Source organism: Catenuloplanes niger (assembly GCF_031458255.1).
Taxonomy (GTDB): domain Bacteria; phylum Actinomycetota; class Actinomycetes; order Mycobacteriales; family Micromonosporaceae; genus Catenuloplanes; species Catenuloplanes niger.
This window is the reverse complement of sequence record NZ_JAVDYC010000001.1, coordinates 5,887,843-5,913,849: the sequence shown is the minus strand read 5'-3', so window position 1 is coordinate 5,913,849 and position 26,007 is coordinate 5,887,843. Positions and strand designations below refer to the sequence as shown.

The window sequence follows — 26,007 nt, the reverse complement described above, 5'->3', positions numbered from 1 at the left end:
GGCGGCGCTGAGCCGATGATTCACTCGCAAGCTCGTTCATTGCACCTCCACCCGGACGGTGCCCGGCACGTGCCGGTCGATCGAGACCACGCTCACCAGGGCCCGTTCCTCCGCGTCGGCGCCCGGGAGCGTCAGCTCCAGCGCGTCGCCGACCTCGGGGACGCGGCCGAGCTGGCGCATGATCAGGCCGGAGACCGTGTCGTACTCGTCGGCCTCGGGCAGCGCGATGCCGGTGGCGTCCGCGACCTCGTCGATCCGCCAGCGCGCCGGGACCAGCCAGGACCCGTCGTCCTGCTTGACCGGGGACGCCTCGGGCAGGTCGACCTCGTCGCGGATCGGGCCGACCAGCTCCTCCGCGATGTCCTCCAGCGTGATCACGCCGGCGAAACCGCCGTACTCGTCGACCACGATGGCGAGCTGCCGGTGACCGGTGCGCAGCCGGTCCAGCACGGCCGGCACCGGCAGCGACTCCGGCACCATCAGCGGCGGCGAGGTGATCTCGCGGACCGGCACCTCGGAGCGCCGCGCCGGCGGGATCGCCAGCACGTCGTTGATGCCGACCACGCCGATCACGTCGTCGACGCCGTCGGCGCCGCGCACCGGGAACCGGGAGTGGCCGGACGCCATCCGCTCGACCAGCCGGCTGACCGGGTCGTCGGCGCTCACGCTCTCCACGTCCACCCGTGGCACCATCACCTCACCGGCGGTCAGCCGGCGGAAGTCGAGGCCGCGGTCGAGCAGCGCGGAGGTCTCGGCGTCGAGGTGACCCTCCTTCTGCGCCTCCGCGATGATCTGGGTCAGGTCCTCCGCGGTCGCGCCCTCCGGCAGTTCCTCGACCGGCTCGATGCCGATGCTGCGCAGCAGGCGGCTGGCCGCGAGGTCGAACAGCTTGATCACCGGACCGAACACGGTGAGATAGATCAGCGTGGACCGGCTCAGCGCCTTGGCCAACGCCTCCGGCCGCGCGATCGCGAGGTTCTTGGGAGCCAGCTCACCGAAGATCATCTGCACGACGGTCGCGAACGCCAGCGCCAGACCCATCGAGATCGGGAAGCTGACCGCCGCGGGCACACCCGCCACGCCGAGCAGCTCGGTCAGGCCGCCACCGAGGAACGGTTCCGCGACGTAGCCGACCAGCAGCGCGGTCACGGTGATGCCCAGTTGCGCGCCGGAGAGCATGAACGAGAGTCGCTCCGTGACCTTGAGCGCCCGCGCGGCGGCGGCGTCGCCCGCCTCCGCCTCCTGGCGCAACTTGCCACGGTCGACGGCGACGTAACCGAACTCCTGGGCCACGAAGTACCCGGTAGCGGCGGTCACCACGAGAATCAGCAGAAGCCCCAGCGCGATCAGCACGACGAGTCACCCTCGGCGCGGGCGGGGCTTCGATGCGAAGGCCGGGGCTCTCCCGGCTGGGGACTACAGCCCTCTGGGCTGGGGTCGATCATGCAGGCACCCTATCAGCGCATGCTGGGCTCGCGCTGTGAGACAAATTCAAGATCAAATCCCCCGCCGGTACGGAATAAGCCAGCCCTACGGCCGCTACCAGCACTTTCCCGCACCGGGTCAACTGCCGGACATCATCCCGATCCGCACCTGTCACCGGATCGCGTTCCACCCGCGCCGTCCGCTTCCGTCCCACCACCGCCGCACCACACCCGATTCGAAGGCCACTCGCCGTCAGATTCCCCCCGGACATGCCCCCGGTGCGGCACTCACGGCAACCGGGACGGGCGTCCGTCGCACCGCCGGCGCGCCACGCCTGACGCCTCGATCTCCGGGCCCCGGTCCCGGGTCCCCGGTCCCCCAGCCTGGCGCCGCGATCTCCGGACCCTTGCCTCACGTCATCTTCGGGCCCCCGGGCTCGCGGCGATCTCTGGACATCCATCGGCTGCCGAACGCCCCGGTCCTCACCGTCCTGTTCCCGCTCCGGCGGCGGCCTCCGCACTGCCCGCCACCCGTCGGCCCGGGTCCCCTGCGCCGGCAGGGATCTCTGGACTGTCCGCTTCGCGTCGGTCCGGGGTCCCTACGTCGGCGGCGGGTCTCCGGACTACCCGCTGCCCGTCGGCCCGGCCTTCTCGAGCCGGCGGCCGTCTCAGGGTCACCCGTCTCCCGTCGACTGGGACTTCTCGAGCCGGCGGCCGTCTCCGGGGCACCCGCCTCCCGTCGACCCAGGCCCCTGAGCCGACAGAGATCTCTGGACTATCCGGCCTCGCATCGGTCCAGGGTTCCCTGCGCCGGCGGCGGGCTTCGGGCTGCCGGGCCCAGCGTTGGGACGGCGGCCCGCTCGGCGGTGGGGTGGCTCAGGAGCGGAGGCGGAGGCCGCGGGGGGTGGGGCGGAAGCCCGCGGCGGTGAGCGCGTCGCGCAGCGGTGACGCGCGGAGCGTCTCGCCGTCGGCGCGTTCGACGGAGAGCGCGCCCAGCGCGCCGGAGTGCACCGCGTCCGCGAGTGCCTTGGCACCGGCCGCGAGCGCTTCCGGGTCCTCGGTGAACGACAGGAGCGTCCGGCCGCCGCGCTCGACGTAGAGCACCAGTTCGCCACCGACCAGCGCGACCAGCGCGCCGGCCTTCCGCCCGGCCCGGTGACCGGTGCCGCCGCCCGCCCGGACGGCCGGCCCGGGAGCCTGGTCGCCGCCGGCGGTTCCCGCGTCGCGCCGGACGGCGTCGTCGGGCACGGCCGCCGCCTCCCGTGCGGGCGGCCGGGCGCCGACGGCACCGTCCCCGGTTCCGGCCGACCGCGTGGTCCGCGTCCCGCCGGCGGATCCGGCGGCCTGTTCCGCTCCGACACCGCCGGAACGGCTCGTCGACGGTGTCGATCCGGCACCACCGGACCAGGTCGGCGACGGCGATCCGGCACCGGCGGACCAGGCCGACGGCGAAGACCCCGCGCCGGCGGACCAGGCCGACGGCGAAGGTCCGGCGCCGGCGGACCGGGCGGGCGGCGGCGTACCGGTACCGGCTGTGCCGTCGCCGGAGTCGACCGCGCGGTCCGGCCACGGGAGCGCCGCGCCGAACGGGTTCGCCGGGTCGGTCGCGGCCAGGATCAGCGCCGGGCCGCCCGAGGAGCGGCGGCTGGGGTCCTCGGCCTTGTCCGCGAGCGCCCGCAGCCGGTCGACCGCGCCCGGGACCGCGAACTGCGCCGCGCCCAGGCCCTCCACGAAGTAGCCGCGCCGCGCGGCCCCACGCTCCTCCATCGCCGCGAGCACCGGGTAGACGCCGGCGAAACCGCCGGGCGGGCCCTCGGCCGCGACCGCGCCGCGGGTGACCACGCCGTGCCGCTCCAGCAGCAGGTCCGCGGTGACGGTGGCACGCTGGGTCGGGTCCGGGTCGCGCTCCGGGAGCAGCGACCAGCGGCCGGCCATCGTCGGCGGCCCGGTGCGGGCGGGCATCGCCACCCGGCCCGGCCGCCGGTACCGGCCGCGGGACGCGACCGGCTTCGCCCGGTGCGCGCCGCCGGAGCCGAGCAGTGCCCGCAGCGGCGCGAGCGTGTCGTTCGTCAGGTAACCGGCCCACACCAGTTCCCAGATCGCGGCCGCCATCTCCGCGTCGTCGACCACCGCGCCGGCCGGCCGGGCCGGGGCCGCGTCCCGGCCACCGATCAGGTCCCGGCCGGTCGGTCGCCGGCCGGCGACCGCGGATCGCCCGGAGACCACCGGCCGGTCGGACCGCCAGGTCGTGGCCGCCTCGTCACCACCGACCGCCACCGGCCCGTCGGAGCCGACCGCCCGACCCGACCGCCAGGTCGTGGCCGCCTCGTCACCGCTGTCCACCGCCGGCCCGTCGGAGCCCACCGCCCGACCCGACCGCCAGGTGGTGGCCGCCTCGTCACCGCCGACCGCCGCCGGCCCGTCGGAGCCCACCGCCCGACCGGACCGCCAGGTCGTGGCCGCGTCATCACCACCGACCACCGCCGGGTCACCGGAGCTCACCGCCCGACCGGACCGCCGCGCCGTGGCCGCGTCGTCGCCGCCGACCGCGGTCGGCTCCCCGGATCTCGCTGCCGCGCCGGCCCGCCGGGTCGTGGCGGCGGCGGTGTCGGGCGCGGGCGGCGCGGCGGACGCGGTTGGTTCCGGGCTGCCGGGCCGGGGGCGCCGGCGGGAACCGACGGCCGGGGTGCCGGCGTCGTCCTCGACGGACGGTGTGGCGGCCGTCGCCGTGCTCGCGGCCAGGGTCTGGATCGCGCGGTCCGACAGCGAGCGGAAGAACAGGGCCTGGCCGTCCGCGAGCGTGTCCAGGATCGCGCGGTGCAGCGGGGTGAGCGGGAGCGCGTCGTCGATCGGCGGCAGGACGAGCGGGGCCGCGTCCGCGTACGCGAGCGTGACCCAGCCGTCGTTGCCCGGGAGCGTCCCGGCGCCGCACCAGACCACCTCGCCGGTGGCGCACAGCTCGTCGAGGTGGCCCGCGGTGTAGTCGGCGACGCGGGCGGGCAGGATCAGCCGCTCGAGCGCGGACGCCGGGACCGCGACGCCCTGCAGCTGGTCGATCGCGGCGGCGACCGCCTCGACGCCGCGCGCGGCGCCGCCGACCTGCTGCCAGCGCGGCAGGAACGTGGCCAGCGCGCGGGCCGGCACCGGCTCGATCTCGCGGCGCAGCGCGGCCAGCGAACGGCGGCGGAGCAGCCGCAGCACCTCGGCGTCGCACCACTCGCTGGTGCCGGCCGCGCCGCCGGCGACCGGGGAGAACTCGCCGGTGACCACGCGCCCGGCGGCGGCCAGCCGGCGCAGCGCCTGCTCGACCACGAACACGCCGAGACCGAACCGGGCCGCGCAGGTGGCGGCGGAGAACGGGCCGTGCGTACGCGCGTAGCGCGCGACCAGGTCGCCGAGCGGGTCCGGGACGGGTGCGAGGAACGCCTCCGGCAGCCCGACCGGCAGCGCGACGCCGAGCGCGTCCCGGACCCGGCCGGCGTCCTCGATGCCGATCCAGCGTTCCTCCCCGGCGATGCGCACCGGCACGGCCCGCCGCGCGTCCCGCAGCGTCGACGCCCAGTCCGGCGCGGCGCCGCGCAGTGCCAGCTCGGCCGGGGACAGGTCGCCGAGCAGGCGCAGCAGCTCGGCCACGTCCTCCGCGTCGCGCGGGCGGCGTTCCTCGGTGAGCCACTGCAGGCGCGCCTCGGTCTCCGCGACCACCGCCGGGTCGAGCAGCTCGCGCAGGTCGACGCGGCCGAGCAGCTCGCCGAGGAGCGTGGCGTCCAGCGCGAGCGCGGCGGCCCGGCGCTCGGCCAGCGGCGCGTCGCCCTCGTAGAGGAACGCCCCCACGTACCCGAAGAGCAGTGACCGGGCGAACGGCGACGGCCGCGGCGTCTCCACCTCGACCACGCGCACCTTGCGGCCGGCCAGGTCGCGGGCGAGACCGAGCAGGCCGGGCAGGTCGAACACGTCCTGCAGGCACTCGCGGGCGGCCTCCAGCGTGACGGGGAAGTCCGCGTACTCCCGGGCGACGTCGAGCAGCTGGGCGGCGCGCTGCCGCTGCTGCCAGAGCGGCTGGCGGCGGCGCGGGTCGCGGCGCGGGAGCAGCAGCGCGCGGGCGGCGCACTCGCGGAACCGGGACGCGAACAGCGCGGACGTGCCGACCGACTCCTCGACCAGCTGGGTCAGCTCGTCCGGCTCGAAGACGATCAGGTCGGCGCCGGGCGGCGTGTCCATGGTGTCCGGCAGCCGGATCACGATGCCGTCGTCGGACGGCACGACCTGGGCGTCCACCCCGTACCGCTCGGTCAGGCGGCGCCCGATCGCCAGCGCCCACGGCGCGTTGACCTTGGCGCCGAGCACGCAGTGAACGGCCATCCGCCAGTCGCCGAGCTCGTCGCGGAAGCGCTCGACCACGACCGTGCGGTCGTCCGGCAGCGCGCGGACCGCGTCGCGCTGCTCGCGCAGGTAGGTCACCAGGTTGCCGGCGGCCCACTCGTCCAGCCCTTCGGACCGCAGCGTCGCGGTCGCGGCCGCGTCACCGGCCTTGACCAGCGAGCGCAGCCGGGCGCCGATGGCCCGGCCCAGCTCGATCGGCCGGCCGGGCGAGTCACCCTTCCAGAACGGCATGCGGGCGGCCTGGCCGGGCGCGGGCGAGACCAGCACCCGGTCGGGCGTGATGTCCTCGATCCGCCAGGAGGACGAGCCGAGCAGGAACACGTCGCCGACACGGGACTCGTAGACCATCTCCTCGTCCAGCTCGCCGACCCGGGCGCCGCGCTCGCCGCCGGCCAGGAACACGCCGAAGAGGCCGCGGTCCGGGATGGTGCCGCCGCTGGTGACCGCGAGGCGCTGCGCGCCGGGACGGCCGGTGAGCACGTCGCCGGTGCGGTCCCAGACCAGGCGCGGACGCAGCTCGGCGAACGCGGTCGACGGGTACCGCCCGGAGAGCATGTCGAGCGTGGCGTGCAGCGCGGACGGCGGCAGCTCGGCGAACGGCGCGGCCCGGTGCAGCAGCGCGGACAGGTCGGCCACGGTCCACGCGTCCATCGAGACCATGGCCACGATCTGCTGGGCGAGCACGTCGAGCGGGTTGCGCGGGTAGCGCATCTCCTCGATCGCGCCGGCCGTCATCCGCTCCGCGACCACGGCGCAGGAGAGCAGGTCGCCGCGGTGCTTGGGGAAGACGACGCCGCGGGAGACCGCGCCGACCTGGTGCCCGGCCCGGCCGACGCGCTGCAGACCGGCCGCGACCGTGGGTGGCGCCTCGATCTGCACGACCAGGTCGACCGCGCCCATGTCGATGCCCAGCTCCAGCGACGAGGTGGCGACCACGGCGGGCAGGTCGCCGGACTTCAGCGCCTCCTCGATCTGTTTGCGCTCGGTGCGCGAGACGCTGCCGTGGTGTGCCCGCGCGATGATCGTCGGCGCGCCGTGCGACTGCCCGGACTGCGCCATGATCTCCGCCGGCGTCCCCGCCGCCCGGCCGGCGGCGGGCCCGGAGCCCTCGCCGGCCGGCACCGCATGCTCCTCCGCCAGCTCGTTGAGCCGGGCGCAGAGTCGCTCCGCGCCGCGCCGGGAGTTGGTGAACACGATGGTCGACCGGTGCTCGGTGATCAGCTGATGGACCCGCTCCTCGACCGCGGGCCAGATCGACGGCCGGGACCGGCCCGGGTCGGGCGGGCCGCCGTCCGGCTCCGGGCCGGACCCGAAGTTCTCGCCGAGCGCGGTCATGTCCTCCACCGGGACCTGCACGCTGACCTCGATGGTCTTCGTGGACGGCGGCTGCACCACCTCGACCGGCGCGGCGCCGCCGAGGAAGCGCGCGACCTCCTCGATCGGCCGGACCGTGGCGGAGAGCCCGATGCGCTGCGCCGGCTTCGGCAGCAGCGCGTCGAGCCGCTCCAGGGAGAGCGCGAGGTGGGCGCCGCGCTTGGTGGCCGCGACCGCGTGCACCTCGTCGATGATCACCGTCTCGACGCCGCGCAACGACTCCCGCGCCGCGGAGGTGAGCAGCAGGAACAGCGACTCGGGCGTGGTGATCAGGATGTCCGGCGGCGTGCGGGCGAAGCCGCGGCGCTCGTCCGCCGGGGTGTCACCGGTGCGCATGCCGACCGTGATGTCCGGCTGGGGCAGCCCGAGCCGGGACGCGGCGTGCCGGATGCCGGTCAGCGGCGCGCGCAGGTTGCGCTCCACGTCGACCGCGAGCGCCTTGAGCGGGCTGACGTACAGCACGCGGCACCGCTGTTTCGGCTCGTCCGGCCGGGGCTCGCGGGCCAGCCGGTCGAGCGAGGCGAGGAACGCGGCCAGCGTCTTGCCGGAGCCGGTGGGCGCGACGACCAGCGCGTGCCGGCCGGCCGCGATGGCCCGCCAGGCACCGTCCTGCGCGGGGGTGGGTGCGGCGAAGGCGGCGGCGAACCACTCCCGGGTCGCCGCGCCGAACTCCGCCAGCGCCGTTGCCATGCCCACCATCCTGCCCGCCGGGTCCGACATTTTCCCGGAGCCGGCCGGTGAGCCCGGTAACGGCGCCGACCCCGGTCGGCGGTCGCGGACGGCCCGGCGTCGCTAAATTGCGGCAAAAAGCGTTAATAAAGTAATTTTCAGGCAAAGTCGCGGAAGGGGTCGAGGTGCAGCGTGGCCTGGAGCACGACACGGAGGTCCTGATCCGCCAGGTGGACGGCCACCTCGCCACGCTGCGCACCGCACGCGGGCGGCACGACCTCGCGCTCGCCGAGCGGCTCGCCGCCAGCCTCCGCCACCTGCTGCGCGCCACCACGCACGCCTGCGCGGCCGATCGGGCCCGGGTGCGCGCGGCCGTGCACTACTTCGTGCTGCGCCGGGACGCCCGCTACGACCGCCTGCCGGTCCGCTCGCTCGCGGCCGACCAGCGCGTCATCAACGAGACCGCGCAGCACCTCGGCCGCGCCGACCTGATCGTCACCGCGGACGTGCCCACGCAGCACAGTGGACCGGTCCAGAGTGCACGCAGCGTGTTCTGACCCGCGGGGAATCAGTCGCTAAAGCGCAAAATCGGCACCATCCACACCAGACTGACCCATGCCGTAAGGCCTGCCTGACAGGGGTTTGGTGGCAATGCGTGCTGGATCGCTTACCGATCATCCGGTACGGTGTCGCGTTGGCGCCGATCGATGCCGTGGTCCGTGATGCTTTGTCTACGTCGCGGCCGACTTCTCCCACCGATCGATGGAGGGAAATGAAGGGGCATCACACTTTTTCGTCCGACCTGGGGGGGCGATGCTCGACTCGAAGGGCCGTAAAGTGCCCACGTTACGCGCGCAGTGGCTCGGCCGGGAGCTACGCGACCTGCGCGAACGGCGGAACCTGACGCTTCGTCAGGTCGCCGAGCACCTGAAACGGAACTTCTCCGCACTGAGCAGGTTCGAGAACGCGGAATGGCCGATTCCGCGACACGACGTGCAGATGCTTCTCGATCTGTACGGCGTCTCCGAACGACGGGAACGGACCCGGCTGACCCGGCTGAGCGAGGAGGTGTGGCGCCGGGACGACTGGATCGACGAATTCTCCGATGTGATTTACGACCCAACATTCTGCGATCTGGTCTGGCTGGAGCAACGGGCGAAGCGGGTCGGTAGTTACGACGCGTTGTACGTGCTCGGCCTGCTGCAGACCCCGGCGTACGCGGAGGCGATGATCCGCACGGTCGAGGGGCCGGGCGCGGACGACGACCGGATAGCACGGTGGGTGCAGTTGCGGCTGCGCCGGCAGCGCGCGATCGAGGGCCCCAAGCCCACCCGGGTCGCGGCGATAGTGGCGGAGTCCGTGCTGCGGAACCCGGTCGGCGGGCCGGAGGTGATGCGCGAGCAGCTGATGCACCTGGGTCGGCTGGCCCGGCGCCGGCACATCGAGATCAGCGTGCTCCCGGCGGGGGTGGGGGCGCACCCGGGCCTGGACGGCTCGTTCCTGCTGTTCGAGATGCCGGATCCGTTCCCGGACGTGGCCTACACGGAGACGATCGCCGGCCGCGTGTTCCAGGAGGGGCCGCGGACGGACCGGTTCGCGTCCGCATACCGCACGCTGCGGGAGGCGGCACTGGAACCGGCCGACTCCACCCGCCTCATCGCGGACATAGCGGACGAGTTCAAGAGCTGACCACCACCACGAGGGTACGAAAGAGGCGCGCACACATGCGTGGGAACGAGATCACCGGATGGCACACCAGCAGCCGGAGCCAGGGCGCGGGCGGTAACTGCGTCGAGGTCGGCCGGGCGGCGGACGGGCGGGCCGCGATCCGGCACAGCCGCCGGCCGTCCGGGGCGATACTGCTCTGCTCCCCGGCCGGGTGGCGGGCATTCGTGGCCGGCGTGTGCGGGGACACGTTCGGCTGACCGCTCGCACGCCGCCGGTCTGGAAGGATGCGCGGCGTGGCTTTGACGGCATCGCGGGCACTGGTCCGGCAGACCGAGCGCTGGTTCGTGCGCCGGGGCGTCCCGTTCATGATCGAGGACTACGACTTCCGGCGGCATGTGCTCCCCCGCATGCTGCCGTTCCTGGCGTTCGTCTCGGTGACCAGCCTGCTCTGGCTGGTGCGGCAGTGGGCCGACCAGGCGTACTGGTGGTGGGTGCTGGCCGGCACGCTGGCCGTCGGCGTGGCGGTGTGGACCGGGCTGACCGCGTTCGGCCGGCGCCTGCCCCGGTTCTCCCGCCGGACGGCCGGCGCGATCCTGGTGTGCTACGCCGTGATGCCGCTGGTCGTACCGTCGCTGGAGTTCTTGATCTCGAAGTCGAACTCGTCGCCGGACGTCGGCGTGGGCGAGCGGATCGGCGCGCACAGCACGACGTTCGCCGGGGCGGTGGCCGCGTTCCTGGGCATCTTCGCGGTGGTGTTCGCGGCCGCCTGGCTGGCCACGTCGTACGGCGTGGTGCCGCTGATCCGGCGTGGGCTGCGGCACGCGGTGCACGACATGCGCAACAGCGTGCGGATCCAGGGCCGGGCGCTGCCCACGCTGCTCTTCGTCACGCTGTTCTTCTTCTTCACCGGCGAGCTGTGGCAGGCGATGGACCGGCTGCCCTGGGCGCGGGTCTGGGCCGTGGTGCTGCTGTTCGCGGCCGTGACCGTGCTGGCCACGGCCGCGCGGCTGCGCGACGAGATCGGCCGGGTGGAGCAGGAGCTGCACCCGGCGCGGCTGAGCAAGGAATGCCGCCGTACGCCGCTGGCCGAACTGCCGATGGAGGAGATCGCGCCGAACGGCGCGCTGCGGCCGGCCCCGCTCACCGGGCAGCAGATCGGCAACCTGCTGCTGATGCTGGCCACCCGGCAGCTGATCCAGGCGACCGTGGTGGGCGTCGGGCTGTTCACCTTCTTCCTCACGCTCGGCCTGCTCGTGGTGCTGCCGGAGACCGCGGAGCAGTGGATCGGCGCGCCGCCGCGCACGTCCGCGGCGTCGTTCGGTGTGCCGGTCGCGCTGCTGCGCAACGCTCTGCTGCTGGCCGCGTTCGGCAGCATGTACTTCGCGGTCACCTCGATGAGCGACACCGAGCACCGCCGCCAGTTCTTCGCACCGATCCTGGACGAGGTGGAGCGCACGCTCGCGGTGCGCGCGGTCTACCTCACGGTCCGCGACATCGTGCTCCCCAGAGCCACCCCGCCCGGAAGCGCGGACCCGGCCCCGGCACCGGCACCGGGCGCGAGGCCGGCGCCGGACACCGAGCCGGCATCGGACGCGAAACCCGCGCCGGACACGAAGCCGGGCCCGCCGAGACAGCCGGCGAGCCCGGAGATCCAGCCGGCCTCAGACGTGCGGAGCGATCTCTGACGCCACCAGGTCCAGGTGGTCCAGGTCGGACAGGTCCAGCATCTGCAGGAACATCCGGCTCGCACCGAGCGCCTTGTACTCCTGGATGCGCTCGATGACCTGGTCCGGCGTGCCGGCCGCGCCGCCGTTGCCGCGCATCTCGTCGACGTCCCGGCCGATCGCGGCGGCCCGGCGGCGCACCTCCGCGTCGTTCTTGCCGACGCAGAGCACCACGGCGGCGGAGAGCGTCGGCAGCTCGGCCCGGCCCGCCTCGGCGCAGGCCGCGCGGACCCGGTCGAAGGCCCGGCCGGCGTCCGGGACCTTGACGAACGCCACGTTGTACTCGGCCGCGTACTTCGCGGCCAGCGCCGGCGTCCGCCTCTTCCCGCTGCCACCGATGATCACCGGCACCGGCGACTGGACCGGCTTCGGCAGCGCGGGCGAGTCGATCAGTCGGTAGTGCTTGCCGGAGAACGAGTACGTCTCGCCGGCCGGCGTCCCCCACAGCCCGGTGATGATCTCCAGCTGCTCCTCGTACCTGTCGAAGCGCTCGCCGACCGGCGGGAACGGGATGCCGTACGCGGTGTGCTCCGCCTCGAACCAGCCACTGCCCAGGCCGAACTCGACCCGGCCGCCGCTCATCTCGTCCACCTGGGCGACGCTGACCGCCAGCGGCGCCGGCAGCCGGAACGTGGCGGACGTGACGAGCGTGCCGAGCCGGATCCGGGACGTCTGCAGCGCGATCCCGCCCAGCGTCACCCACGAATCGGTGGGTCCGGGCAGGCCGGTGCCGCCCATCGAGAGGTAGTGGTCGGAGCGGAAGAACGCGTCGAACCCGTTCTCCTCGGTGCGCTGGGCCACGCGCAGCTGGTCCGCGAAGCTGGCGCCCTGCTGCGGTTCGGTGAAGATACAGAGCCTCATGGGCCTTACTCTGCCATCCGGATCGTCGGCCCGGCCCTGCATCGGGGTCCGCGTCCTGTGCGGAAGGCCCGGCGCGGGATTACGGTGCCATGCATGGGCGGCTATGACTGGATCAGCCTCACCACCGATTACGGACTCTCGGACGGCTTCGTCGCCTCGTGCCACGGCGTGATCGCCCGGATCGCGCCGGCGGTCCGGGTCATCGACGTCACACACGCGGTGGCGCCCGGCGACGTCACGCGGGCCGCGTCCGTGCTGGCCCAGACCGTGCCGCACCTGCCGCCGGCCGTGCACGTGGCGGTGACCGGGCCGGGCACGCTGCGCCCGATCGGCCTGCGCACCCCGGGCGGCGTGCTGGTCGGCCCGGACAACGGCCTGCTGCCCTGGGCCGCGGACGCGCTCGGCGGCGCCGGGACCGCGGTGGCGCTGACGAACACGGACTGGTTCCTGCCCTCGGTCTCCGGCACGCTGCCCGGCCGCGACGTCTACGCGCCGGTCGCCGCGCGGATCGCGGCCGGTGCGCCGCTCACCGACGCCGGACCGGAGATCCCGCTCGCGGACCTGGCCCGGCTGCCGGACCCGGTGGTCGCCAGCGGCGACGGCTGGCTGGAGGCGGAGGTGACCACGATCGACCGGTTCGGCAACGTCCAGCTGGCCGCGGGCGCGGACGCGATCGGCTCGCTGGCGGACCGGCTGCTGGTCGGCGGCGTCCGGGCGGTGCGCGGCACCACCATCTCGGACGCGCCGCGCGGCGGTCTGGTGGTCTACGTCGACTCCGCCGGCCGGGTCGCGGTCGCGGTGCACGGCGGGCGGGCCGCGGTGGTGCTCTCGGTGGTCCCCGGCGATCTCGTCCGGGTGGCGCGCGCCTGACCACCGCCCACGCCCGGCCACCGCCCACGCCCGACCACCGCCCACGCCTGACCAACCGCCCGCCGCTCCCCCGCCTCAGCCGGGTCGCCGGAACGGCACGGTGGGACGCCCGGATCACCGGGCGGTGCCGCGTGCGCGACCCGGCCGGGGGATGCGGGACAATGAGGTAATGCCCGAAGGCGACACCGTGTGGAACACCGCCCGCGTGCTCAACCGCGCTCTCGCGGGCCGCCGGCTCACCGCCTCGGACTTCCGGGTCCCCGCGCTCGCCACCGAGTCGCTGGCCGGCTGGACCGTGACCGAGTCCGCCGCCCGCGGCAAACACCTGCTGCTGCGCATGCGGGAGGCGGCGGACGGCCGCGCGCTGACGCTCCACTCGCACCTGCGGATGGACGGCGCCTGGCGGGTCTACGCGACCGGCGAGCGCTGGGCCGGCCGGCCCGCGCACCTGATCCGGGTGGTGCTGCGCACCGCGGAGAGCGTCGCGGTCGGCTACCACCTGCACGAGCTGACGCTGATCCCGACCGATCAGGAGGACGACCTGGTCGGTCACCTCGGCCCGGACCTGCTCGGGCCCGGCTGGGACCCGGCCGAGGCGGTCCGCCGGATCGAGGCGGCACCGGACCGGGAGATCGGCGAGGCGCTGCTCGATCAGCGCAACCTGGCCGGGATCGGCAACCTCTACAAGTGCGAGCTGCTGTTCCTGCGCGGCGTGGACCCGTGGACGCCGGTGCGGGACGTGCCGGATCTGCCCGGCATGGCCGACCTGGCGCATCGCCTGCTCGCGTCGAACCGGGGCCGGTGGCTGCAGACCACCACCGGTTCGCTGCGCAAGAACGAGGCCAACTACGTCTACGGCCGGCGCGCCCAGCCGTGCCGCCGGTGCGGCACCGCGATCGCGAAGCACGCGCCGGACGGCGAGACCGCGGCGGAACGCATCACCTACTGGTGCCCCCGCTGCCAGCCGGGGCCGGGCCCGGCGGACGCAGCTCGGTCAGCGCGTCGGTGACGCCGCGCAGCAGGTCGGCGGCCTCGGTCAGCCGGCTCGCGGTGCCGGCGTCGCCGAGGTGGGCACCGGCCCGCGCGTCCTCCGCGACGTAACCGGCCGCGGCCGCGACCAGCGTCTCGTAGGCGGTGACGCCCTCGGTCAGCTGGACCAGCAGCGTGTGGTGCGCCTCCTGCAGACCCGTGCGGCCGTCCGCCGGCGCGAAGCGCAGCGCGCGCTCCACCCCGGCCAGCCGGTGCGCGAGGTCCCGCAGCGACGCCTCCGCGGACGCGGCCTCGGGCAGCACCGCGGCGCCGTGGCCGGTCAGCCGCGGCGCGAGACCGGCGAGCGTGCCCGCCGCGCGGTCCAGGCGCAACCACGGGTCGACCGCGGCCGAGCCCTTCAGCTCCGCACGGGCCCGCTGCCGGCGGAGCTCCTGCAGCGCGGTGCGGCCGACCGGGAACTGCTCGACCATCGCGGTGAGCCGGGCCTGCCGCGCCGACGCGATCGCGGCCGGGGTGGGCGCGGGCGGGAGCGGCTCGGCGTCGTGCCGGCGGAGGTCCGCCCACCGCCAGGCGGCGAGCACGGCCGAGCCACCGGCCGCCGCGGCCCAGGCGGCGTCCGGCAGGCCGAGACCCGCGTACGGCGTGAGGATCGCCGCCGCGCCGGTGAGCGTGCCACCGAGCACGCTCCACCGGCGAGCGGCACCGCGCAGTTTGCGCGACTGCCGCAGGTACCGAGACCGCTCGTCCGCCGCCATCTCGATCAGCCCGCGGCGCTCGCGTCGCCGGTCTTCTTGTCCCGGGCCATGCTGGCGCGGATCTCGTCCAGCCGGGCCACGTGCGCCTGGTTCTCGGTCGGCGCGGCCGCCGCGGGCGGCGTCGCGGTCTGGCCGGACGCGCCACCCAGCTGGTTGCCGGCCATGCTGGCGCGGATCTGGTCGAGCCGGGACTCGCCGGCCAGGTCCAGCGTCGACTTCTGCACCTCGAGCATGCGGCCCTCGACCGAGTTGGACGCGAGCTCGGCGCGGCCCATCGCGGTCGCGTACCGCTTCTCGATCTTCTCGCGGACCTCGTCCAGCGAGGGCGTGTTGCCCGGCGCCTGCAGCGACGACATGGACTCCAGCGACTTCGCCACGGACTCCTGCATCTTCGCCTGCTCCAGCTGGCTGAGCAGCTTGGTCTGCTCGGCGAGCTTCTGCCGGAGGATCATGGCGTTGTTCTCCACCGCCTGGCGGGCCTGACCGGCCGCGGCCAGCGACTGGTCGTGGAGCGTCTTGGTGCTCTCCATGGTCTGCTCGGCGGAGACCAGCTCGGTGGCGAGCGTCTGCGCGGTCTGCTCGTACTTCTGCGCCTCCGCCTCGTCGCCCTCGGCGCGCTTGCGGTCGGCCAGCACGAGCGCCTGCCGGGCCATCCCCTGGAGGCGCTCGACCTCGGACATCTGCCGGGAAAGCTTCATCTCCAGCTGACGCTGGTTGCCGATCACGGCGGCGGCCTGCTGGACCAGCCGCTGGTGCTGGCGCTGGGCCTCCTCGATCGCCTGCTGGATCTGCACCTTGGGATCGGCATATTCATCGATCTTGGCGCCGAACAGCGCCAGAAAGTATCGCCAGCCCTTGACGAACGGGTTCGCCATAATCGCGCTATCCCCTCGGTGTCTTCACGTCTCGCCCGCACGAGCCGGATGGTCTCCCGGTCCGGCACGACGGCGGCCGCGCAGTGCGGCACGGTCTCCATCGTGGCAGGTGAAAACCAGCCCGTCATGCGACCTCGGGGGGATATCAGGGTGCCCCCGATCCCACGAGGTTACGCCTGGTCTCCAAGCGGAGACCAGGCGTGGACGGGCTGGGCGGGATCAGGCAGCGTAGATCACGTCGCGGCCGCGGTCGCCCGGACGGGGCGTGCGCGTCGCGCGGAGCGTCGCCTTGAGCGGCGTGTCCTGCCGGACCGAGACGGAGACGTCGCCCTCGGCGTGCACCTTGCGGATCGAGTGCTCCTCGGCCGGGGACTTCGCGTCGTCCTGCACCGGCACCAGCACACCCTGCATCTGCTCGGCGAGTGCCATCGTGTCGGCGACCTCGCGCAGCACCTCGGAGAGCTGGGCGCCGAGTGCGTCACAGATCGCGGCCAGCAGCTCGCTGGACGCCTCTTTCTGCCCTCGCTCGATCTCGGAGAGGTATCCCAGGCTCATGTTGGCCGCGGTCGACACCTCGCGCAGGGTCCGGTGCTGTCCCTGACGGCGCGCACGAAGTGCATCACCGATCACCCGGCGTAGCAGGACCATCGCACCTCCTCCTGCGAGGGCCGCCGGCAAGCGCCGGAGGCTTCCCGCAACCGTACCCGTTGGTCGTGGGTACTGACATCTCACCCCGCCGCCGAACCGGCGGACCCACCCCGGAGGGTGCACGGCGAAGACCTCAGTCTACGGAGCGCCGCGAGGGCTTCGCGGCCCGCGCGGGCAACCACCCGCGAAAATCCCGAACCGCCCACAATCAAAGATCATTCCCGGGTACGAGCAGCGTGTGATGCCTGCGACCCGAGGTACCCGCCCCGCACCGTCCACCGCGAGCGCATCCGGGCGCGCGCGCCGCGAACCGCCCAGCTCACGCGCCGGACCGTCACGGATGGTGCTCGCGCGTTCGCTACAAGCGTGATCCCTTGACGCCGGGCCCCTCGCTATGCGGTGGCGGCCGGGAGCACGCTCACCCGCAGCCGGTCGGCGAGCAGCCGCAACACCTCGGTGACGGTCGTCACCCGGATCACCACCCGGCCGCCGCTCAGGTCGAGCCGCCGCACCTCGGTGCCGCCCGGACCGGCGACCGCCACGTAGACCAACCCGACCGGCTTGCCGTCCTGCGGCTCCGGCCCGGCGACACCGGTGGTGGCCAGCCCCCAGTCCGCGCCGCACCGCTCCCGCACGCCCTCGGCGAGCGCGGCCGCCACGTCCGGGTCGACCGGGCCGCGCTCGGCCAGCAGCGGCGCGGACACGCCGGCCAGCGTCGCCTTCAGCTCGGTCGCGTAGACCACCACTCCGCCCCGGAACGCGGAACTCGCACCGGGCACGTCCACCAGCGTGGACGCGACCAGCCCGCCGGTGAGCGACTCGGCCGACGCGACGGTCTGACCGGCCTTGGTCAGCGCCGCGACCACGGTCGCGGCGACGGACGAACCCTCAGGCACCCAGATCTCCCTCCCGGACGACGCCGCGCGGCCGGACCGGACGGCGGGCGGAGAGCCGCAGCCGGACCGCCTGACGCACGTAGTCGACCCCGGTGATCACGGTGACCGCGACGGCCGCCCACATGACCCACGCCGCGATCGTATCCAGCCAGGACGGTAGCGGGCAGAGATACAGCGCGATCGCCAGCGTCTGCAGCGCGGTCTTCGCCTTGCCGCCGCGGCTGGCCGCGATCACGCCGTACCGGATCACCCACAGCCGCAGCAGCGTGATGCCCCACTCGCGGACGAGTATCACCACGGTGGCCCACCAGGGCAGCAGGTCGTAGAGCGAGAACAGCACCAGGGCCGCGCCGGTCAGCGCCTTGTCCGCGATCGGGTCGGCGACCTTGCCGAGCCGGGTGACGAAACCGAACCGCCGCGCCACCCAGCCGTCGACGAAGTCGGTCAGCGAGGCGAACAGGAACACCACGGCCGCGAGGACCTGGAGGAACGACTCGTCGAACCCGGACCAGACCACCAGCACCACGAAGACCGGCACCAGGACGAGCCGGAGCAGGGTCAGGATGTTGGCCGGGTTGTGGATCGGCGCCTCGGGGGTGTCCGTGGCGGCTTGCGTCGGGTCACCCGACGGCGTCACCGGGCGGCCGCCGCTGAGATCATCTCGGTCGGCACGGCCACCAGGTCCACGCCCTCGGTGCCGGTCACGGTCGCGCGCACGAAGTCACCGGGCCGCAGCGCCGCGATGTCCACCCCGCGATCGCCGGCCACCAGCGTCGTCGAGCCGTCGACCTCGGGCGCCTGGTGGTGGGCGCGGCCCTCCACCTCGCCGTCCTCGACCGAGTCGACCAGGACCTCCACCGTGCTGCCGATCCGCTCCTCGGCGCGCTGGTTGACCAGCTCGTCGACGAGCGCCACGACCTCGTCGTACCGCTTCTTGATCGTGCTCTTCCGGACCTTGCCGGGCAGGCCGGCGGCCTCGGTGCCGTCCTCGTCGCTGTAGTCGAACACGCCGACCGCGTCGAGCCGGGCCTCGGACAGGAACCGGATCAGCTCGTCCACGTCCGCCCGGGTCTCGCCGGGGAAACCGACGATGAAGTTGCTGCGCGCGCCCGCCTCCGGCGACAGCTTCCGCGCGGACGCGAGCAGCTCCAGGAAGCGGTCGGTGGAGCCGAACCGGCGCATGCGGCGCAGCAGCGGCTCGCTGGAGTGCTGGAACGACAGGTCGAAGTAGGGCGCCACGCCCGGCGTGTTCGCGATCGCCTCGACCAGGCCGGGCCGGGTCTCCGCCGGCTGCAGGTAGCTGGCCCGGACCCGGACGATGCCGGTGATCGCGGCCAGCTGCGGCAGCAGCTTCTCCAGCAGGCGCGGGTCGCCCAGGTCCTTGCCGTACGACGTCGAGTTCTCGCTGACCAGGACCAGCTCGCGGACGCCGGTGCCGGCCAGCCACTCCGCCTCGGCCAGCAGCTCGTCCGGCTTGCGGGAGACGAACGCGCCACGGAACGCCGGGATCGCGCAGAACGCGCACTTGCGGTCGCAGCCGCTGGCCAGCTTCAGCGACGCGACCGGGCCGTTCTCCAGCCGGCGGCGCAGCACCGGGCGCAGGTGCGCGGGCGTGGCCGCGTCGACCACCGAGTGGCCCGGCACCACCACCGTGGTGTCCCGCCGCGCCACCGGCGTGATCGGCAGCAGCTCGCGGCGGTCGCGCGGCGTGTGCGCGTCCAGCTTCTCGCCGTTGAGCACCGCGTTCAACCGGGCGGAGATGTCCGGGTAGTCGTCGAAACCGAGCACCGCGGACGCCTCGGGCAGGCTCTGCGCGAGCTCCTTGCCGTACCGCTCCGACATGCAGCCGGCCGCGACGACCTTGGCGCCGGTCTCGTGCGCGGCGAGCAGGGTGTCGATCGAGTCCTGTTTCGCCTTCTCCACGAAGCCGCAGGTGTTGACCAGGACGACGTCCGCGTTCTCCGCGTCCGTGCCGACCTGCCAGCCCTCCGCGTCGAGACGGGCGGCCAGCTCCTCGGAGTCGACCTCGTTACGGGCGCAGCCGAGGGTGAGCATGGCGACGCGCCGGCTGGGAGAAGAAGGTGTTACAGACACCACCCGAGGGTACCGGCATGTCGGCCGATACCTCGAAGTCGCCCGGTGAGGTGGGCCACCGACGGGTGGCCACCAGGCGATCGGCGTTGCTACCGTCGATGCCGTGACGCCCGCAGCCACGCGGCCGTCCCGGACGAGTGCGGTCGTACCCGGTTCTGCAAAGACGGCCGCTGGAGTGGTGACTCGTCATGGCTTGGCTGGTTCTCGTCGTCTCCGGGCTCCTCGAGACGGTCTGGGCGATCGCGCTGGAGAAGAGCGACGGTTTCTCCCGCTGGCTGCCCACCACGATCTTCGGTGTCGCGCTCGTGCTCAGCATGGCCGGTCTCGGCTACGCGCTGCGCACCATCCCGGTCGGCACCGGATATGCGGTCTGGGTCGGGATCGGCGCGGTCGGCACCGCGCTCGTCGGCATGACCGTGCTGGGCGAGTCCGCCTCGCTCCCCCGGATCCTCTGCCTGATGCTGGTCGTCTGCGGCGTCGCCGGGCTCAAGTTCTTCCACTAACGCCAACACGCGTTGGTCATACGATGGCGCGATGGACGACTCCGGCCTGACCGCCGTCTCCGCGCTGACCGACGGTGTCCGGCGTGCCGCCTACCGCGAAGTGATCTCGGCGGGTGGCGCGCCGGTCGGGCGGGACGAGGTGGCGGCCGCGCTCGGCGTCGGCCGCACGCTCGCGGCGCACCATCTCGACAAACTCGTCGACGCCGGCCTGCTGGAGGTCACCTACGCGCGCCGCACCGGCCGGTCCGGACCGGGCGCCGGGCGGCCGGCCAAGCTCTACCGCGCGGCCGCGGCCGAGCACGAGGTGAGCGTGCCGCCGCGGGCCTACCGGACCGCGGCGGAGCTGCTGGCCGAGGCGGTGGAGCGGACCGGGGCCGACCTCGCGCTGTTCGCCGCGGCCCGCGCGCACGGCCGCACCGCACCCGCACCGGCCCCCTCCACGCCGCCCCCGGACGCGGCGGCGTCGGCACCCGAGGCGACCCCGGCGACTTCCGCAGTTCCAGCGGCTTCGCCGGCCGACGCGGCCCCAGCGGCTTCGGCGGCTTCGGCGGCTTCGGCGGCGGAGGTGCTGGCCGCGCACGGCTACCTGCCGCACGAGGAGGACGGGCGGATCGAGCTGCGCAACTGCCCGTTCCATCGGCTCGCCGAGCAGTTCCCGCCGTTGATCTGCGGGATGAACCTGGCGATGGTCGAAGGGCTGCTGGAGGGCGGCGGCCTGGACGCGACCTGGGACGCGCGGATGGACGCGGCGCCGGGTCGCTGCTGCGTCACGCTCACAAAGTCTAAAAACAAAACTGATTGACTATAGAGGCGGGCAGATGGTGAGCTGGTGCACATGACCGGCTATCACCTCGCGCACTTCAACGCCGCCCGACTCCGCGTGCCCCTGGACGATCCCGGCTCCGCCGCGTTCGTCGCCGGCCTGGACCCGATCAACGCGCTGGCGGACCGCTCGCCCGGCTTCGTGTGGCGCCTGGCCGAGGGGCCGGAGGGCGACGCGACCACGGTCCGGCCGACCGAGCCCGACGTGATCGTGACGCTGTCCGTCTGGGAGTCGCTGGAGGCGTTGCGGGCGTTCACGTACCAGAGCGAGCACCTGGACTACCTGCGCCGCCGGCGGGACTGGTTCGTCCCGCTCGGCTACCGCGCGTCGCTGGTCCTCTGGTGGATCCCGGCCGGCAGCATCCCGACGCCGGAGGAGGGCGTGGCCCGGCTGCGCGCGCTCGGCGCGAACGGCCCGACCGCGGACGCGTTCACGTTCCGCGCGCCGTTCCCGGCACCCACCGACGCCGGCCCGGCGCCGCTCCGGCTCCACGCGTGACCGGCACGTCCGCGGCGGTGCTCAGGGGCGCAGCGCGGCCAGGGCCTCTTCCAGCTCGTCCGGCTTGATCAGCACGTCGCGGGCCTTGGAGCCCTCGGACGGGCCAACGATGCCGCGCGACTCCATCAGGTCCATCAGGCGGCCGGCCTTGGCGAAGCCGACGCGCAGCTTCCGCTGCAGCATCGAGGTGGAGCCGAACTGGCTGGTCACCACCAGCTCGATCGCCTGGAGCAGCAGGTCGAGGTCGTCGCCGACCTCCTCGTCGATCTGCTTCCGCGGGTCCGGGACCGCCTCGGTGACGTTCTCCTTGAAGTCCGGCTCGCGCTGGTCCCTGCAGAACTTCACCACCGCGGCGATCTCCGCCTCGGTGATCCACGCGCCCTGGATGCGGGTCGGCTTCGACGCGCCCATCGGCAGGAACAGGCCGTCGCCGCGGCCCAGCAGCTTCTCCGCGCCGGGCTGGTCCAGGATGACCCGGGAGTCCGCCAGCGAGGAGGTGGCGAACGCGAGCCGGGACGGCACGTTCGCCTTGATCAGGCCGGTGACCACGTCCACCGACGGCCGCTGGGTGGCCAGCACCAGGTGGATGCCGGCCGCGCGGGCGAGCTGGGTGATGCGCACGATCGAGTCCTCGACGTCGCGCGGCGCCACCATCATCAGGTCGGCCAGCTCGTCCACGATCACCAGCAGGTAGGGGTACGGCTTGAGCTCCCGCTCCACGCCGGGCGGTGCCTTGATCTCCCCGCTGCGCACCTTGCGGTTGAAGTCGTCGATGTGCCGGACACCGTTCGCCGCGAGGTCGTCGTAGCGCATGTCCATCTCGCCGACGACCCACTCGAGCGCGGTGGCCGCCTTCTTCGGATCCGTGACGATCGGCGTGACCAGGTGCGGGATGCCCTCGTAGGAGGTCATCTCCACGCGCTTCGGGTCGATCAGCAGCAGCCGCACCTCGTCCGGCGTGGCCCGGGTCAGGATCGACACCAGCAGCGAGTTCAGGCAGGACGACTTGCCCGCGCCGGTCGCGCCCGCGATCAGGATGTGCGGCATCTTCGCCAGGTTCGCCACCACGAAGCTGCCCTCGATGTCCTTGCCCAGCGCGGCCAGCATCGGGTGGTCGTTCGAGGTCGCGTTGTAGGAGCGCAGCACGTCGCCGAGCGCCACGTTCTCCGGGTCGCTGTTCGGGATCTCCACGCCGACCGCGGACTTCCCCGGGATCGGGCTGAGGATCCGCACGTCCGGTGACTTCACGGCGTAGGCGATGTTCCGGGACAGCTGGGTGATCCGCTCGACCTTCACGCCGCGGCCGAGCTCCACCGCGTACCGCGTGACGGTCGGGCCCCGGGTGAAGCCGGTGACCTGGGCGTCCACCCCGAACTGGTCGAACACGCCCTCGAGCGCCGCAATGATCTCGTCGTTGGCCTTGCTGGCCTTCTTCGCGGCCGCGCCCGCCTTGAGCAGACCCGGCGGCGGCAGCTTGTAGTCGCCCTCGATCGCGGTGATGGCCAGCTGTTCGGCGCGGGTCGGCGGCGCGGCCGAGTGCTCCGGCGCCACCATCTTGCCGGACGCCTTCTTCAGCTTGGTGATCTTCGGTAGCGCCACCGTGTCGTGCATGTCGTCGAGCAGTTCGTCGAAGCCGTCGTCCGGGACCGGCGGTGGCGGCGGCACGTCCGCGGGCTCGTCGGCCGACGCGTCGACGTGCGCGGCGGCCTTGCGGCGGGCGGCGCGGCGGCGGGCCGGCCGCGGCGGCTCCTCCTCCTCGGCCTCGTCGTCGTCCGCGCCCTCGCCGTCGTCGAGCTCGGGACGCGCGCGACCACCGGCCGGGCGGCCGCCGGCGAACGCCTCGAACAGGTCGCCGAGCCGCTCCGGGATCTTGTTGATCGGCGTGGCCGTCACCACCAGCACGCCGAAGAGCAGGAGCAGGATCAGCAGCGGTACGGCCACCCACGGCGTCACGGCCGCGACGAGCAGCCCGCCGACGCCGTAGCCGATCAGGCCGCCGGCGTAGTCGAGCTGCTGGTCGCTGACCGGGCGCTGGGCCACGTGCAGCAGCGCGTCGCTCGCCACCAGCACCGCGGTCCAGCCGACCAGGCCGCTGCCCCGGTGCTCCGGATCGGACGGCTCGCGCATCAGCCGGAGCGCGCCGTAGAAGAGCAGCAACGGGATCGCTATCGAGACCGCGCCGAAGAACAGCCGGATCGAGTCCGCCAGCCACGCGCCGACCGGGCCGGCCGACTCGAACCAGACCGCGACCGCGATCAGGATCGCCAGGCCCAGCATCAACAGGCCGGTGCCGTCCCGGCGGTGCGCCGGGTCCAGGTCGCGGGCGCTGGCCGCCCCGCGCCCGACCTGCCGCACGCTCCAGCCGACGCCGTTGGCGACGAACATCCACAGTGCGCCGAGCCCACCGGCCGCGATCAGCAGCGGGTTGACGCCACCGCGCTTCGCCCGGGTGCGCGGCGCGGGACGCCGGGCGGCCGGTTTCCGGGCCGCGGGCGTGCGGGCGCGGGACGCCGCCGGTGTCCGCGAGGAGGATGTGCCCGTCCGCGCCGCCGGCGTGGTCCGCCGCTTCGCCGGAGAGGTACGACCTGCCATGAGGCCACGGTAACGGCGACGCGCCGGTCCGGCTGGGCTATTCGCCGCGTGTCACCCGCAACGAGATCTCACTCTCACCGATATGTCGCGGCTTGCCCCGAAATACTGGCCCGCTGCTGCGCCCGCCGACGACGCCATCGCATCACGAACCCGGCCCAGGAGACAACGACGACGATCGCCAGCACGATCCGGGCCGTCCACACGTGATCCTCGGGGTAGATCACTCCGGTCAGGTAGCGGTCGATGAACCCGGCGTCCGGCACGGACTGCCCGGCGCCCTCCCGGGCCCAGCGTTCCAAGGTGGTCAGCGGGCAGGTCAGCGACGCGGCCACCACGGCCACCCCCCACGCGGCTGTGACCAGGTGCAACCAGATCGTCCGCGGCCACCACCACGCGAGATAACCACCCACCGCCAGGTACGCCAGGAAGCTGACGTGCAGCACCAGAGCGACCACGACCAGCACCTCATAGCCCACGCCGCCACGGTAGCGCCTCGCACCGCCCGCTCCGCCGGACCGTGACCGAGGCATCACCCCGGGTTTTTCGCCACCACCCACGGACCGGACAGGGAGGAGCCCCGGCGACGACCGGTGCCCGCGGGAGCATGCGGACGGCGACCGGGCCGGAAGCGGGAAAATCCGCTTCCGGAGGGAAAGCTCGACGGAAAGGAAGATCGGCGCGAGGCGGCTGACCCGTTGACCGCCTCGCGCCGACGTCTGTGCGGTGACCGCTAGTTCACCGCGAACCGGAGCTGGAAGTCGCCGGCGCCGGAGGCCGAGGCGACCCGGTAGCGGTAGTTGCCGGCGCCGCCCTCGAACGTGAGCGTCTCCGTGCCGGACTCGGTGGCGGCGCGCGCGACGGTGATCCAGCGACCGCCGTCGACCTGCTGCTGCAGGTACAGGTCGAAGTCGGCACCCGCGGGCGCTGCCAGGCAGGCCGCGTGCGTGCCGGCCGGGGCCCGGAACCGGACCGCGTCGCGGCGCTGGCCGGGCCGGTCGATGGTGCCCCGGCGCTGCACGCCGCCCTCGGCCGCGCAGTCCACGTCCTCCGCGGGCGGCTCGGTGGCGGGCGGTGCGGTCGCGGGCGGTGCGGTGGCGGGCGGCTCGGTCGCGGGCGGCGTGGCCGGCGGCGTGCCGGCGTCGCCCGTGGTGACCAGCGTCAGGTTGTTCCGCTCCAGGATCTCGGCGACCGGCTGGAAGAACGTGACGCCGCCGCGGGTGCAGTCGCCGGAGCCGCCGGACGTGACGCCCTGCGCCTGGTCGCCGGCGATGAACGAGCCGCCGGAGTCGCCCGGTTCGGCGCAGACGCTGGTCCGGGTGAGACCGGTGACCGTGCCCTCGGCGTAGTTGACCGTGGCGTTCAGCGCCTGGACCTCGCCGCAGTGCAGGCCGGTGGTCGAGCCGGAGCGGCAGACGGACGCGCCGACCGGGGCGACCTCGGCGCCGGCGACCGGCAGCACGCCGCCGTTGTAGTCGTTGACCGAGGCGGTCGGGGTCCAGTCCGCGTTCGTCCGGACGACCGCGAAGTCGTCCTGCGGGAACGAGGAGACCGCGAACTCGCCCTGCGGTGCGTTGTTGACGCCTCGGCTGTCCGTGCCGGCCCGGCCGCAGTGACCGGCCGTGACGAAGCCGCCGACGACCGCGAAGCCGATCGAGCAGCGCGCGTTGCCGACCGTGTACGCGTCGCCGCCGACGATGTCGAAGAGCGGTTTCGGCGCCTCCTGGCTGGCCTCGACCCGCACCGCGGCCGGGTCCACCCCGCTGGCCACCGCGAAGTCCCGCGCGGCGCTCTCCGCGTCCGGGACGTCCGCGCGGGCCAGCACGACCACGGTGTTGCTGGACGCGTCGACGTACCAGCCGGGGATCGACTCGGCGGCCTCGGCCGCGTTCGTGTCCAGCGCGGCCTTGACCGTGTCCAGCGTGGCGGCGCTGTTCGCCACGATCCTCGGCTCGGCGCCGGCCGCCCGGATGTCGTCGGCCAGCGCCCGGTCGGTCACCGCGATGGTCAGCGTGTCCGCGTCGTCGTTCAGCCAGGCGCCGGCCCAGGCGGCGCCGGCGGTGGCCCGGACCGCGCGGACCGCCGCCGTGGCCTCCCGCTCCACCGCCAGCCGGTCCGTGGCCTGCTCGGTGGTCAGGTTGAAGTCGCGGGAGAGCGCGGCGAGGACCTCGGGTGCGGCGAGGGGGCGCTCGGCGGCCGTGTCACCGGCCGGCCGCTCCCGTTCACCGGTGCCGGCGAACGCGGGGAACGTCAGCGCGACGGCGGCGCCCGCGGTGGCGACGACGGCCGCCGTGGTGAGTGCTCGTCTTCGGTTCATCCGTCTGCTCCTTACCTGACTCCCCCGCCGGGACGCCGCGGCGACGTCG

General features: G+C 73.9%; 20 protein-coding genes, 3 pseudogenes and 1 riboswitch. Of the genes and pseudogenes, 9 read left to right on the top strand and 14 right to left on the bottom strand.

The window, feature by feature from the left end:
• Window positions 1-36: 36 nt before the first annotated feature.
• From J2S44_RS26320 to J2S44_RS26315, 4 genes and pseudogenes are all read right to left on the bottom strand, one after another.
• On the bottom strand, window positions 37-1,353 hold the full coding sequence (locus tag J2S44_RS26320; protein ID WP_310419285.1) for a hemolysin family protein: 1,317 nt from the start codon (window positions 1,351-1,353) through the stop codon (window positions 37-39).
• 947 nt (window positions 1,354-2,300) lie between these two features.
• Window positions 2,301-2,591 (bottom strand): annotated as a pseudogene (locus J2S44_RS43135) (hypothetical protein); the annotation flags it as partial.
• 324 nt (window positions 2,592-2,915) lie between these two features.
• Window positions 2,916-3,548: pseudogene (locus J2S44_RS42965) on the bottom strand (Lhr family helicase); the annotation flags it as partial.
• A gap of 626 nt (window positions 3,549-4,174) precedes the next feature.
• Window positions 4,175-7,898: pseudogene (locus J2S44_RS26315) on the bottom strand (DEAD/DEAH box helicase); the annotation flags it as partial.
• A 134-nt stretch (window positions 7,899-8,032) separates the two neighbouring features.
• On the opposite strand from J2S44_RS26315, the gene J2S44_RS26310 reads away from it, so the two are divergent.
• From J2S44_RS26310 to J2S44_RS26295, 4 genes are all read left to right on the top strand, one after another.
• Entirely contained in the window at window positions 8,033-8,404 is a 372-nt protein-coding gene (locus J2S44_RS26310) for a hypothetical protein (protein WP_310419282.1), read from the top strand.
• A 256-nt stretch (window positions 8,405-8,660) separates the two neighbouring features.
• Window positions 8,661-9,536, top strand: coding sequence for a DUF5753 domain-containing protein (locus tag J2S44_RS26305; protein ID WP_310419279.1), 876 nt, complete (start codon window positions 8,661-8,663; stop codon window positions 9,534-9,536).
• A gap of 35 nt (window positions 9,537-9,571) precedes the next feature.
• On the top strand, window positions 9,572-9,772 hold the full coding sequence (locus J2S44_RS26300) for a DUF397 domain-containing protein (RefSeq protein WP_310419277.1): 201 nt from the start codon (window positions 9,572-9,574) through the stop codon (window positions 9,770-9,772).
• 36 nt (window positions 9,773-9,808) lie between these two features.
• Complete coding sequence (locus J2S44_RS26295) at window positions 9,809-11,200, top strand: hypothetical protein (RefSeq protein ID WP_310419275.1); 1,392 nt, start codon at window positions 9,809-9,811, stop codon at window positions 11,198-11,200.
• Here J2S44_RS26295 and J2S44_RS26290 read toward each other — a convergent pair.
• A complete protein-coding gene (locus tag J2S44_RS26290; protein WP_310419272.1) occupies window positions 11,177-12,100 on the bottom strand; it encodes an LLM class F420-dependent oxidoreductase in 924 nt (307 codons plus the stop codon). The two genes, J2S44_RS26295 and J2S44_RS26290, sit on opposite strands and share 24 nt — an antisense overlap.
• A gap of 93 nt (window positions 12,101-12,193) precedes the next feature.
• Here J2S44_RS26290 and J2S44_RS26285 point away from each other — a divergent pair, with 93 nt between their 5' ends.
• Complete coding sequence (locus tag J2S44_RS26285) at window positions 12,194-12,970, top strand: SAM hydrolase/SAM-dependent halogenase family protein (RefSeq protein WP_310419268.1); 777 nt, start codon at window positions 12,194-12,196, stop codon at window positions 12,968-12,970.
• 169 nt (window positions 12,971-13,139) lie between these two features.
• Complete coding sequence (locus J2S44_RS26280; RefSeq protein ID WP_310419266.1) at window positions 13,140-13,979, top strand: DNA-formamidopyrimidine glycosylase family protein; 840 nt, start codon at window positions 13,140-13,142, stop codon at window positions 13,977-13,979.
• On the opposite strand, the gene pspM is transcribed toward J2S44_RS26280, so the two are convergent.
• The 6 genes from pspM to rimO all read right to left on the bottom strand — a co-directional run bounded on the left by pspM (window position 13,909) and on the right by rimO (window position 19,231).
• On the bottom strand, window positions 13,909-14,715 hold the full coding sequence (pspM, locus tag J2S44_RS26275; RefSeq protein WP_310419263.1) for a phage shock envelope stress response protein PspM: 807 nt from the start codon (window positions 14,713-14,715) through the stop codon (window positions 13,909-13,911). The genes J2S44_RS26280 and pspM overlap by 71 nt on opposite strands.
• A gap of 5 nt (window positions 14,716-14,720) precedes the next feature.
• The gene (locus J2S44_RS26270; protein ID WP_310419260.1) at window positions 14,721-15,590 is read right to left on the bottom strand and encodes a PspA/IM30 family protein; all 870 of its coding nucleotides are present in this window, start codon (window positions 15,588-15,590) and stop codon (window positions 14,721-14,723) included.
• A gap of 219 nt (window positions 15,591-15,809) precedes the next feature.
• Window positions 15,810-16,238 (bottom strand): helix-turn-helix domain-containing protein, encoded by a 429-nt coding sequence (locus J2S44_RS26265; protein ID WP_310419257.1) that lies wholly within the window; start codon window positions 16,236-16,238, stop codon window positions 15,810-15,812.
• 392 nt (window positions 16,239-16,630) lie between these two features.
• The gene (locus tag J2S44_RS26260) at window positions 16,631-17,134 is read right to left on the bottom strand and encodes a CinA family protein (protein WP_307244228.1); all 504 of its coding nucleotides are present in this window, start codon (window positions 17,132-17,134) and stop codon (window positions 16,631-16,633) included.
• On the bottom strand, window positions 17,127-17,771 hold the full coding sequence (gene pgsA, locus J2S44_RS26255; RefSeq protein WP_310419253.1) for a CDP-diacylglycerol--glycerol-3-phosphate 3-phosphatidyltransferase: 645 nt from the start codon (window positions 17,769-17,771) through the stop codon (window positions 17,127-17,129). The genes J2S44_RS26260 and pgsA overlap by 8 nt, the downstream gene beginning before the upstream one ends.
• Window positions 17,768-19,231, bottom strand: a complete 1,464-nt coding sequence (rimO, locus tag J2S44_RS26250; RefSeq protein WP_310419251.1) for a 30S ribosomal protein S12 methylthiotransferase RimO — start codon at window positions 19,229-19,231, stop codon at window positions 17,768-17,770. Before rimO ends, pgsA begins: the two co-directional genes overlap by 4 nt.
• A 105-nt stretch (window positions 19,232-19,336) precedes the next feature.
• Window positions 19,337-19,401: riboswitch (guanidine-III (ykkC-III) riboswitch) on the top strand.
• A 15-nt stretch (window positions 19,402-19,416) separates the two neighbouring features.
• On the opposite strand from rimO, the gene J2S44_RS26245 reads away from it, so the two are divergent.
• The 3 genes from J2S44_RS26245 to J2S44_RS26235 are packed head-to-tail and all read left to right on the top strand — an operon-like array spanning window position 19,417 to window position 21,052.
• Window positions 19,417-19,731, top strand: a complete 315-nt coding sequence (locus tag J2S44_RS26245; protein ID WP_310419249.1) for a DMT family transporter — start codon at window positions 19,417-19,419, stop codon at window positions 19,729-19,731.
• 31 nt (window positions 19,732-19,762) lie between these two features.
• A complete protein-coding gene (locus tag J2S44_RS26240; RefSeq protein WP_310419246.1) occupies window positions 19,763-20,533 on the top strand; it encodes a helix-turn-helix transcriptional regulator in 771 nt (256 codons plus the stop codon).
• 33 nt (window positions 20,534-20,566) lie between these two features.
• The gene (locus tag J2S44_RS26235) at window positions 20,567-21,052 is read left to right on the top strand and encodes a DUF3291 domain-containing protein (RefSeq protein ID WP_310419243.1); all 486 of its coding nucleotides are present in this window, start codon (window positions 20,567-20,569) and stop codon (window positions 21,050-21,052) included.
• A 21-nt stretch (window positions 21,053-21,073) separates the two neighbouring features.
• Here the strand turns inward: J2S44_RS26235 and J2S44_RS26230 are convergent, their stop codons facing one another.
• The 3 genes from J2S44_RS26230 to J2S44_RS26220 form a co-directional block, all read right to left on the bottom strand.
• Window positions 21,074-23,644 (bottom strand): FtsK/SpoIIIE family DNA translocase, encoded by a 2,571-nt coding sequence (locus J2S44_RS26230; RefSeq protein ID WP_310419240.1) that lies wholly within the window; start codon window positions 23,642-23,644, stop codon window positions 21,074-21,076.
• Between the two features lie 74 nt (window positions 23,645-23,718).
• A complete protein-coding gene (locus tag J2S44_RS26225) occupies window positions 23,719-24,120 on the bottom strand; it encodes a DUF2784 domain-containing protein (protein ID WP_310419238.1) in 402 nt (133 codons plus the stop codon).
• Window positions 24,121-24,374: 254 nt separating this feature from the next.
• Entirely contained in the window at window positions 24,375-25,958 is a 1,584-nt protein-coding gene (locus J2S44_RS26220) for a S1 family peptidase (RefSeq protein WP_310419235.1), read from the bottom strand.
• Window positions 25,959-26,007: the final 49 nt, after the last annotated feature.

Bases quoted from the DNA above. Each gene is read 5' to 3' on its own strand.
- J2S44_RS26305 (WP_310419279.1), top strand. From the start codon at position 8,661: ATGCTCGACTCGAAGGGCCGTAAAGTGCCCACGTTACGCGCGCAGTGG.
- J2S44_RS26300 (WP_310419277.1), top strand. From the start codon at position 9,572: ATGCGTGGGAACGAGATCACCGGATGGCACACCAGCAGCCGGAGCCAG.
- J2S44_RS26290 (WP_310419272.1), bottom strand. From the start codon at position 12,100: ATGAGGCTCTGTATCTTCACCGAACCGCAGCAGGGCGCCAGCTTCGCG.
- J2S44_RS26285 (WP_310419268.1), top strand. From the start codon at position 12,194: ATGGGCGGCTATGACTGGATCAGCCTCACCACCGATTACGGACTCTCG.
- J2S44_RS26280 (WP_310419266.1), top strand. From the start codon at position 13,140: ATGCCCGAAGGCGACACCGTGTGGAACACCGCCCGCGTGCTCAACCGC.
- pspM (WP_310419263.1), bottom strand. From the start codon at position 14,715: ATGGCGGCGGACGAGCGGTCTCGGTACCTGCGGCAGTCGCGCAAACTG.
- J2S44_RS26270 (WP_310419260.1), bottom strand. From the start codon at position 15,590: ATGGCGAACCCGTTCGTCAAGGGCTGGCGATACTTTCTGGCGCTGTTC.
- J2S44_RS26265 (WP_310419257.1), bottom strand. From the start codon at position 16,238: ATGGTCCTGCTACGCCGGGTGATCGGTGATGCACTTCGTGCGCGCCGT.
- J2S44_RS26245 (WP_310419249.1), top strand. From the start codon at position 19,417: ATGGCTTGGCTGGTTCTCGTCGTCTCCGGGCTCCTCGAGACGGTCTGG.
- J2S44_RS26240 (WP_310419246.1), top strand. From the start codon at position 19,763: ATGGACGACTCCGGCCTGACCGCCGTCTCCGCGCTGACCGACGGTGTC.
- J2S44_RS26235 (WP_310419243.1), top strand. From the start codon at position 20,567: ATGACCGGCTATCACCTCGCGCACTTCAACGCCGCCCGACTCCGCGTG.
- J2S44_RS26230 (WP_310419240.1), bottom strand. From the start codon at position 23,644: ATGGCAGGTCGTACCTCTCCGGCGAAGCGGCGGACCACGCCGGCGGCG.
- J2S44_RS26220 (WP_310419235.1), bottom strand. From the start codon at position 25,958: ATGAACCGAAGACGAGCACTCACCACGGCGGCCGTCGTCGCCACCGCG.